This window comes from Allobaculum sp. (assembly GCF_047010065.1).
GTDB classification, from domain to species: Bacteria; Bacillota_I; Bacilli_A; order Erysipelotrichales; family Erysipelotrichaceae; genus Allobaculum; species Allobaculum fili.
The window spans coordinates 1-7,117 of sequence record NZ_JBKXLD010000113.1; the positions used below are offsets into that span (position 1 = coordinate 1).

Annotated in this window: 8 protein-coding genes; 6 read left to right on the forward strand and 2 right to left on the reverse strand. The window is 53.4% G+C overall.

Annotated elements, in window-relative coordinates:
• Together ACLUYS_RS08785 and ACLUYS_RS08790 are read left to right on the forward strand one after the other, a co-directional pair.
• Nucleotides 1-1,244 (forward strand): DEAD/DEAH box helicase (locus tag ACLUYS_RS08785; RefSeq protein ID WP_412659629.1); only part of this gene is annotated, 1,244 nt, incomplete at its 5' end.
• A gap of 228 nt (nucleotides 1,245-1,472) precedes the next feature.
• Nucleotides 1,473-2,342 carry a UPF0158 family protein gene (locus ACLUYS_RS08790; protein WP_412659630.1) on the forward strand — a complete coding sequence of 290 codons (870 nt, stop codon included), beginning with the start codon at nucleotides 1,473-1,475 and terminating at the stop codon, nucleotides 2,340-2,342.
• A gap of 150 nt (nucleotides 2,343-2,492) precedes the next feature.
• Here ACLUYS_RS08790 and ACLUYS_RS08795 read toward each other — a convergent pair whose 3' ends face one another.
• Nucleotides 2,493-2,891 carry an iron-sulfur cluster biosynthesis family protein gene (locus ACLUYS_RS08795; protein WP_412659631.1) on the reverse strand — a complete coding sequence of 133 codons (399 nt, stop codon included), beginning with the start codon at nucleotides 2,889-2,891 and terminating at the stop codon, nucleotides 2,493-2,495.
• Nucleotides 2,892-3,112: 221 nt separating this feature from the next.
• On the opposite strand from ACLUYS_RS08795, the gene ACLUYS_RS08800 reads away from it, so the two are divergent.
• The 3 genes from ACLUYS_RS08800 to ACLUYS_RS08810 all read left to right on the forward strand — a co-directional run bounded on the left by ACLUYS_RS08800 (nucleotide 3,113) and on the right by ACLUYS_RS08810 (nucleotide 4,890).
• Nucleotides 3,113-3,643 (forward strand): tetratricopeptide repeat protein, encoded by a 531-nt coding sequence (locus ACLUYS_RS08800; RefSeq protein WP_230266589.1) that lies wholly within the window; start codon nucleotides 3,113-3,115, stop codon nucleotides 3,641-3,643.
• Between the two features lie 216 nt (nucleotides 3,644-3,859).
• Nucleotides 3,860-4,579 (forward strand): AzlC family ABC transporter permease, encoded by a 720-nt coding sequence (locus tag ACLUYS_RS08805; RefSeq protein WP_412659632.1) that lies wholly within the window; start codon nucleotides 3,860-3,862, stop codon nucleotides 4,577-4,579.
• Nucleotides 4,576-4,890 carry an AzlD domain-containing protein gene (locus tag ACLUYS_RS08810; RefSeq protein WP_412659633.1) on the forward strand — a complete coding sequence of 105 codons (315 nt, stop codon included), beginning with the start codon at nucleotides 4,576-4,578 and terminating at the stop codon, nucleotides 4,888-4,890. Before ACLUYS_RS08805 ends, ACLUYS_RS08810 begins: the two co-directional genes overlap by 4 nt.
• 198 nt (nucleotides 4,891-5,088) lie before the next feature.
• Here the strand turns inward: ACLUYS_RS08810 and ACLUYS_RS08815 are convergent, their stop codons facing one another.
• Complete coding sequence (locus ACLUYS_RS08815; protein ID WP_412659634.1) at nucleotides 5,089-6,180, reverse strand: FUSC family protein; 1,092 nt, start codon at nucleotides 6,178-6,180, stop codon at nucleotides 5,089-5,091.
• Between the two features lie 284 nt (nucleotides 6,181-6,464).
• On the opposite strand from ACLUYS_RS08815, the gene ACLUYS_RS08820 reads away from it, so the two are divergent.
• On the forward strand, nucleotides 6,465-7,117 hold a 653-nt coding region (locus tag ACLUYS_RS08820; protein ID WP_412659635.1), incomplete at its 3' end, for an MFS transporter.

Consider the following 7,117-nt stretch of genomic DNA (forward strand, 5'->3'; position numbering starts at 1 on the left):
TTTCCGGCTATGGCGTCGTCTTTGTGGATGAATGCCATCATGCCGGCTCGCCGTCCTATCAGAAAGTACTCGACGCGCTGCAGGCCAAACGCGTATACGGTCTGAGCGCGACGCCAAAGCGGACTGACGGCCTTTCGACAAGCATGTTCTGGCAACTGGGTGAAATCGCGGCTTCGTTCAGTTCGAAAGATCAGATGGCCAGTCAGACGTTCCACCGTCTGATCTGTCCGCGCTTTACACCCTTTGCGGGAAGCGACGCGGAAAACAATGACTTTACCCGTCTGGTGCAGGAAGCGGCTTCGCATCCGCTGCGCAATGAAATGATCGTGCAGGATATCCGCGAAGCGCTCGATAACGGGCGAACCGTTCTGGTGCTGACGCGCTTTATTGAACATGCCCATACGCTCGCTCGTCTGCTGGCCCCCGGAGACGATACCGAACTGTTCGTCTACGCGGGTGATCCCAAACGCAAGCAGGAAAATACAAGACGCCTGCGCGAACTCGAAGATCCCAAAGTACGAAAAGATAAGAAAGTCGTGCTGATCGGCACGTATGCGAGCATCAGTGAAGGCTTTGACTTTCCGCTGCTCGATACACTCATGCTTGCGCTGCCGATTCGTTCGCAGATCACCATTTCACAGTCGATCGGTCGAATTCACCGCCAGACGCGAAACAAGCAGATTGCCATCGTCTACGACTATGCCGACGTGCAGAACCGCATGCTGGAAAGCATGTATCAGGCAAGACTGAAAGAGTACGTCAATCAGGGCTATCAGATCGGCGAAGTACTCGATGAGCGAAAAGGCACGTCTTCGGGAAAGGTGTACCGGACAGAAGACTACATTTCAGCCTGTGTGCGCGATATCCGCCAGGCGAAAAAACGGGTGGCGCTCTGTATGCGCGCCTTTGAGGATGAGCAGCTGCAGACGCTGATCGATGTGGCCGGTCAGAAAGCGCTCGAAGGCGTTCGCTTTGATCTTTTTGTCGAAAACGCCTCCGATGAACAGGTACGCCGTATGCGCAATGCGGGTTTCCATGTTCATTTTCACGACCGCATCGTCGCGTGCTGTCTGATCGTGGATCAGGAAATTGTCTGGTACGGCAACGTGTTTTCTTCGCAGGCGGCCTCTTCCGGCATTGTGCGGATGGTGTCGAGAAAGGATGCCAACGAGCTGCTCGAAGCCAGACGCCGCGAAGAAATCCGGCAGCTCAGTCTCCAGCATGCTCAGGCTTCCCAGTCCTGAGCGTAAAAAGCAGGCGCTCCAAATACGCAAACGCAACAGAAGGGAAGTACGAAAGGCACGTTTGCCGGTCGATTTTGACGGCGTGACCTTTGTCTTCCCTTCTTTTTCTTGAGCGTACCCGCTTGGTATAATGAAAGCGTCCTGTCCAGAGTCCGAGCACGCAGGCAAGCAAAGAGAAAACCGTGTTCATAAGAGCCCTGGACAGATTAAGTGGAGGAAATAAAACTAATGGTTATTGATCTTGACGATATTGTGGATGCCATTCAGGGCGGAAGCAATTCGGTTGAGTATTATCTCAATACCCGTACGGGAGAAATCATCATGCGTGATGATCGTCTTTCCGTAAGAGAGCTCAACGACATCGATGATGAACTCGACAAAGTCTACGATTCCATTTTGCTGATCCCGACATCCCGCGATGCGGGCAACATCCGCATGATGCGTGAATTTACGTGGACACTCCCGGACGGTCAGGCCAAGGACGCGCTGACGACCGCTTTAGGCAACCACAAAGGCATTTTCCAGCGTTTTCGCAACGCGCTGAACAGTTTCAACCTGCTCAACGACTGGTATGAATACGAAGACGACCGCTACATGGAATTTGCACGCAACTGGTGCCGCGACAACGAAGTCGCTTTTGAAGAAGTCCCGAAAATTGTCTATCGCCGTGCGGTGCGCAGCGATGTGAAAACGATGGTTGAACTGCGCAAGAAAGAACTCGGTCTTGCGCCGGAGGACGATTCGTTCGATTTCGAACTCGACCGCTACTTTGCAGCGCAGATGCGAAACGGCGCGTTGTATGAAATTTTCGCCTGGTGGAAAAACCGTATCGTCGCGTGCGGCGCCATCGCCTGGGTCTTCACGCCGCCAACACCCGAACTGCCCGATGGCCGCAATGGCTATCTGTGCAACTTCTGGTGCGATGAAGAAGTAAAGGGAAACGGCTACGAAAAGGAAATTCTTTCCCGTCTGCTCGAAGAGGCAAAACGCCGCAAGCTGCCGGTTGTCCGCTCCTATGGACTGGATGCAGAACTCGTTGAATCCTTTGGCTTTAAGCCCGAAGACGATGTTCGCAAAGCCGTTCTGAAACTGAAATAGAAACGAGATTTTTAACGATCCATAAAAATAAAACGCCGCAGGCGGAAACTGCTGTTTCCGCCTGCGGCGTTTATCGTTTCAAAAATTTCGATTCGATCTTCGAGCCGGATTTTTCAGGCCCGGTTTTGCATAGGAATCTTCGGTCTGGGATTATTCGTGAGAGTTGCAGCATCCGCCTTCGTGGTCATGATCGTCGCCGTGGCAGCATCCGCCTTCGTGGTCATGATCGTCGCCGTGGCAGCATCCGCCTTCGTGGTCGTGATGGCCGCCGCATCCGCATCCGCCGCCTTCGGCTGGCGCGAATACCATCAGTTCGCCGTTCTGCAGATCGACAAAAGCGTCATCGCAGTATTTGGCGGTATCTTCATCCATCAGCACTTTGATGCCGTTGATTTCCACCGGCTTGTCGCCTTCTTCGTAGCGAACCATCTGGAAAACGGGTGCTGCGGAGCAGCAGGTCTGATGAAGGGTAGCCATCAGTCCGTCTGCATGGTTTTCTTCCAGCATGGGTTTCAGCACGTTAGCGGCTGCATCTGTAATTGTTAACATATGTTTCTGCCTCCATTTCTCCTCTATTTTAAAAGAGTTTCGGTTCAGGCGCTCGGTTTAGCCCTGTCTGTTTGAAATGTTTATAAGTCATAAAACAGAATGAGTGTCAAGAAATATTATTATGGGAATGTGGAATATTCTTACGAAATAAGGGGAAATACAGGCAAATGGGGTTCAGAAGGGGGTCTGGACGGTTAAGATGAAGGTGCGAGGTAATCTATATGAAACTGATCACCCTCAGACAGCTTGAAGCACAGGCGCGCACCGGGGACGGAAAAGCCTGTCTGGCCTTGTACCAGGAGTATTCCAACAACACCCGGGATGAAAAAACCGCCAGAAAGTGGCTGGATCTCGCTCTCGATTACGATGAGCCGAGAGCCCAGTTTCTCGAAGGCGTGTATTCGATGAAAGTCGGCGAGATTGCGCACGGCGTACAGTTTTTGAAGCTGGCCGCTTTTAACCGCAATACCGACGCCATGAATGTCCTGGCGATGTACTACCTGGGAAACATTCACGGAATCAGCCATACGGTCATTGATCTGGAGCTCGGGCTTGATTATCTCTATCAGGCCGCGAACGGCGGATGTCCGGATGCACAGATTGTTCTGGGAAAATGTTTTTATCTCGGAAAATGGGTAAGCCGCAACAAGTATCTTGCCCGCTACTGGATGGAAAAAGCCGCAAAGGCCAAAAGCCGGCTGGCCGCACGCATGCTCGAAGACATGCAGGCCGTCAGCGGCGCGCTCAACTGAAAAAGCAGTGAATACCGTCTGAACCCCCGAAAAGCGAGACTTGATTTTTAAGTCGGCTTTTCGGCTTTTGTTTTGGGAAAAAGGGGCCGACATAAGGGGATTGAATGTTGTTGAGAGCGCGTTCAGAACGATGGTTCCATACAATCCGCAGACGAAGGTGCAGACGAGAAAAAGGGACGGTTCGGACGACTCTTTTCTGGTGCTATACTTCAAACCATGAACGAAAATGAATCGCGCCGTCTTTTTCTGGACGGCATGAAAACTTCGATTCCCATTGCACTTGGCTACTTCGCCGTCAGCTGCGCCTACGGCATGGCAGCCATTATACAGGGCATGACTGTAACCGAGGCGGCGATCACTTCGCTGATCAATCTGACGAGCGCCGGACAGTTTGCGGGAACGACGCTGATCTGCGCGGGCGCCAGCCTTTTTGAGCTCATTCTCACCGAGCTGATCATTAACGCGCGCTACTTTCTGATGGCGATTTCGCTGGCGCAAAAATGCGGCGGATCGGTGCCTCTTGGCAAGCGTCTGCTCATGGCGTACGGGATTACCGATGAAATTTACGCGGCGGCCGTTTCCAAAAAAGGAAAGCTGTCCTTTGTCTGGTTCATGGGGCTGGTCGTCTTGCCGGTCATTGGCTGGACCGCGGGAACGATTGCCGGCGGACTGGCGAGCAGTCTGCTCCCTCAAAATCTGGTCAACGCGCTGGGACTGGCCATGTATGGCATGTTTATCGCCATTTTTGTACCGGCGGCCCGCAGGGAAAAAGCCGTGGCGATCTGTGTCCTGCTTTCCATTGCGCTCAGCTGTCTGTTTGCCTGGACGCCAGGTCTGAAAGAACTGTCCAACGGCTATGTGATCGTAATTGTGACCGTTCTGGCTTCCGCATTCTGTGCCTGGAAATTTCCAAGGAAGGAGGACGAACCGCAATGAGAACGGCCGAGATGTATACCGGCATCGCGGTCATGGCACTGGTGACGTATGTCATTCGCATGATTCCGATGGCCCTGTTTTCCAGGCCGATTCGATCGCGCTTCTTTCAGTCCTTTCTCTACTACGTACCGTACGCCGTCCTTTCGGCGATGACCTTTCCCGGCGTTTTTGCGGGTTCGCTTTCGACTGCCGTCTGCTCGATCGGTGTACTGGCCGCAGTCATCAGCGCCTGGTTTGGCGGCAGCCTGCTTCAGGTGGCCTGCGCCGCAGCGGGCACAGCCTGGATTGCGGGACTCGTTCCCGGTCTTTAATAATTCAGCTGGAGAGATCCAGACTGCCGGATCTGGATGGAATCGCCTGCAGAAATGGATGCTGAAAAGCGATCGAAATTGAGACAGAAAAGGCGAAGGCTTACGCGGCTTCTTCCCTGTGGGAAGAAGCATCTGGCGTAAGGTCCTTCGCCTTTATGTGTTTTGTTCTGGGTTGTTCTGGGGAATATTTTGAAGTTCTTACTGGTTTTGCGCCCGGTTCATGGTGCGCTTCTGCGCTTCGGGAAGGAAATGGACCATGATGAAGCGGTCATACAGCCAGTAAAACAGCATCGCAAACAGAACGCCGGCAATCGTCAGTCCAATACGCAGAATGACCGCGTCTTTCAGGCCGTACAGTCCGGCCGCCAGCGACAGGGCACCAAAGCAGTTGAGCATCGTCTTGTGCCGGTATTCTGAACACAGGCCCAGACACAGACCGCCGACCGGACCGAGCAGCGGATACAGCTGGGGCGGAAGAATTTTATAGACGACATAAAACAGCAGGGAACCGGCGATGACGCCAAGAATCCGGTCGCGCTTCTTTTCGTGAATGCGGTCTTCAATCTGCGCATCCGAAAGCAGGGAGCCGCACGCAAAGCCGGCCCACATGTAGCGCGGAACGACAAAGAGCGAAAAGATTGTCAGAAGCAGGCTGACACCCAGCGTCAGACGCAGCTGCCACTGGCACTTGTAGTTGTACAAAGTGAATTCATGAAAGACCATGCCAAGCGTCCGGTCCGGATTGGCGTTTCGATGATTGCGCCACAGCACGATTGCACAAAGGACATAGCCCACAACCGTCATTTCCAGACGGCCGATCAGATCTTGTCCATACACCGGATTGCCGCAAAGAAAAATGTAGGCAAAGGAATACAGGCCGCCGTTTCCAAGCGACGGATTTTCGCACGTCAGGGCGATGATCAGAAGCAGGGCGCAAAAATGAATGACAAACGTCAGCAGAGGACTGGGGCGGAGCGAAGCGAGAATCGGCGCGCCAAAAAGCAGGGCGAACGCGACAAACATCGCAAACAGGGAATCCTTGATCCGGTAGCCGAAGCCGACAAACCGGCTCGCCAGTAAAATGCAGAAAATGGAGACCGCCATGGAACTGTTGGCCGAACCGAAGAGTGCCGTCATAAGACCGATAAAGGCGATCGCAAAGACAACGATCAGAAGCGAACGGACAAACATAGCCAGACGCCATCGGCGCTTCTCTTCGGGCGCGTCCGTTTTCGCGATCATGGCGCGGATCGCGGCCGGATCATATTGAATCATCTGATAAAAGGTCACGGAAGCCTCCTTTTCTCAAAAGGGCATCGAGAACGTTCCAGAAGGCAGCCATTGAATACACGTTGAATACAAAGGTATGGAATCGGTATGAAAAGAATGTACATTCTGGATACGTTCATCGTTCCGTTTCATTGTAAAACCACGGTAATAAAAATCGAAAAGGGATACCCGAACGAGAATGGACGGCGTAAAAGGGGGCGAGTGGAAACGGGTCAAATCGGGCTTGGTCATTCCAATCGACAGCCCTCCCCGTATAATGGAGGAAACAAAAGGAGCTTTTATTTATGGTAAAAAAAGACCACCTAGCATATTTGAAAGTACTGATCAGCACGTGTCTGATGGTTGGTGCGAGCATCGGTCTGTGCTTTTATTCCGCCGGTGCGTTTTACAGCCCGCTTTCCGGCGGCCTGGGCATTTCCCTGGGTCAGGCTTCGGCCTCGACGACCTGGATGCTCGTATTCATGGCGCTCAGCGCCCTGGCCGTCCCGTTTCTGCTGCGCAAGCTGCGGCTTCTGGACCTGCTTTTGATCGGTACCGCGCTTTGTGCCGGATCGGTTCTGATGATTGCCTTTTCCGTGAACGTGGCCTGGGTTTACATTTTCAGCGCCATTACCGGAATCGGCGCCGCGCTGATCGGCATGGTTCCGGCAAGTACGATCGTCCAGAACTGGTTTGTGAAGCATCGCGCCGGAGCGACATCGATCGCGCTGGCGGGATCGGCACTCGTGGCGGCGCTGTTTTCTTCCGTGTTCAGCTTTTCCATTTCCATGTTTGGCTGGCGCATGGGCTTCGTTCTGGAAGCTGTCCTCATTCTGGTGCTTATGCTTCCGGCGCTGCTCTGGAAAATTGATCTGACGCCGGCGCAGGCGGGCATGCAGCCGTATGGACATGAACACGGCATTCCCGCAGAACCGGATGCGCGCAAGCTGTCCAACTC

Coding starts and splice junctions, on each gene's coding strand:
- ACLUYS_RS08790 (WP_412659630.1), top strand. CDS start 1,473: ATGGTTATTGATCTTGACGATATTGTGGATGCCATTCAGGGCGGAAGC.
- ACLUYS_RS08795 (WP_412659631.1), bottom strand. CDS start 2,891: ATGTTAACAATTACAGATGCAGCCGCTAACGTGCTGAAACCCATGCTG.
- ACLUYS_RS08800 (WP_230266589.1), top strand. CDS start 3,113: ATGAAACTGATCACCCTCAGACAGCTTGAAGCACAGGCGCGCACCGGG.
- ACLUYS_RS08805 (WP_412659632.1), top strand. CDS start 3,860: ATGAACGAAAATGAATCGCGCCGTCTTTTTCTGGACGGCATGAAAACT.
- ACLUYS_RS08810 (WP_412659633.1), top strand. CDS start 4,576: ATGAGAACGGCCGAGATGTATACCGGCATCGCGGTCATGGCACTGGTG.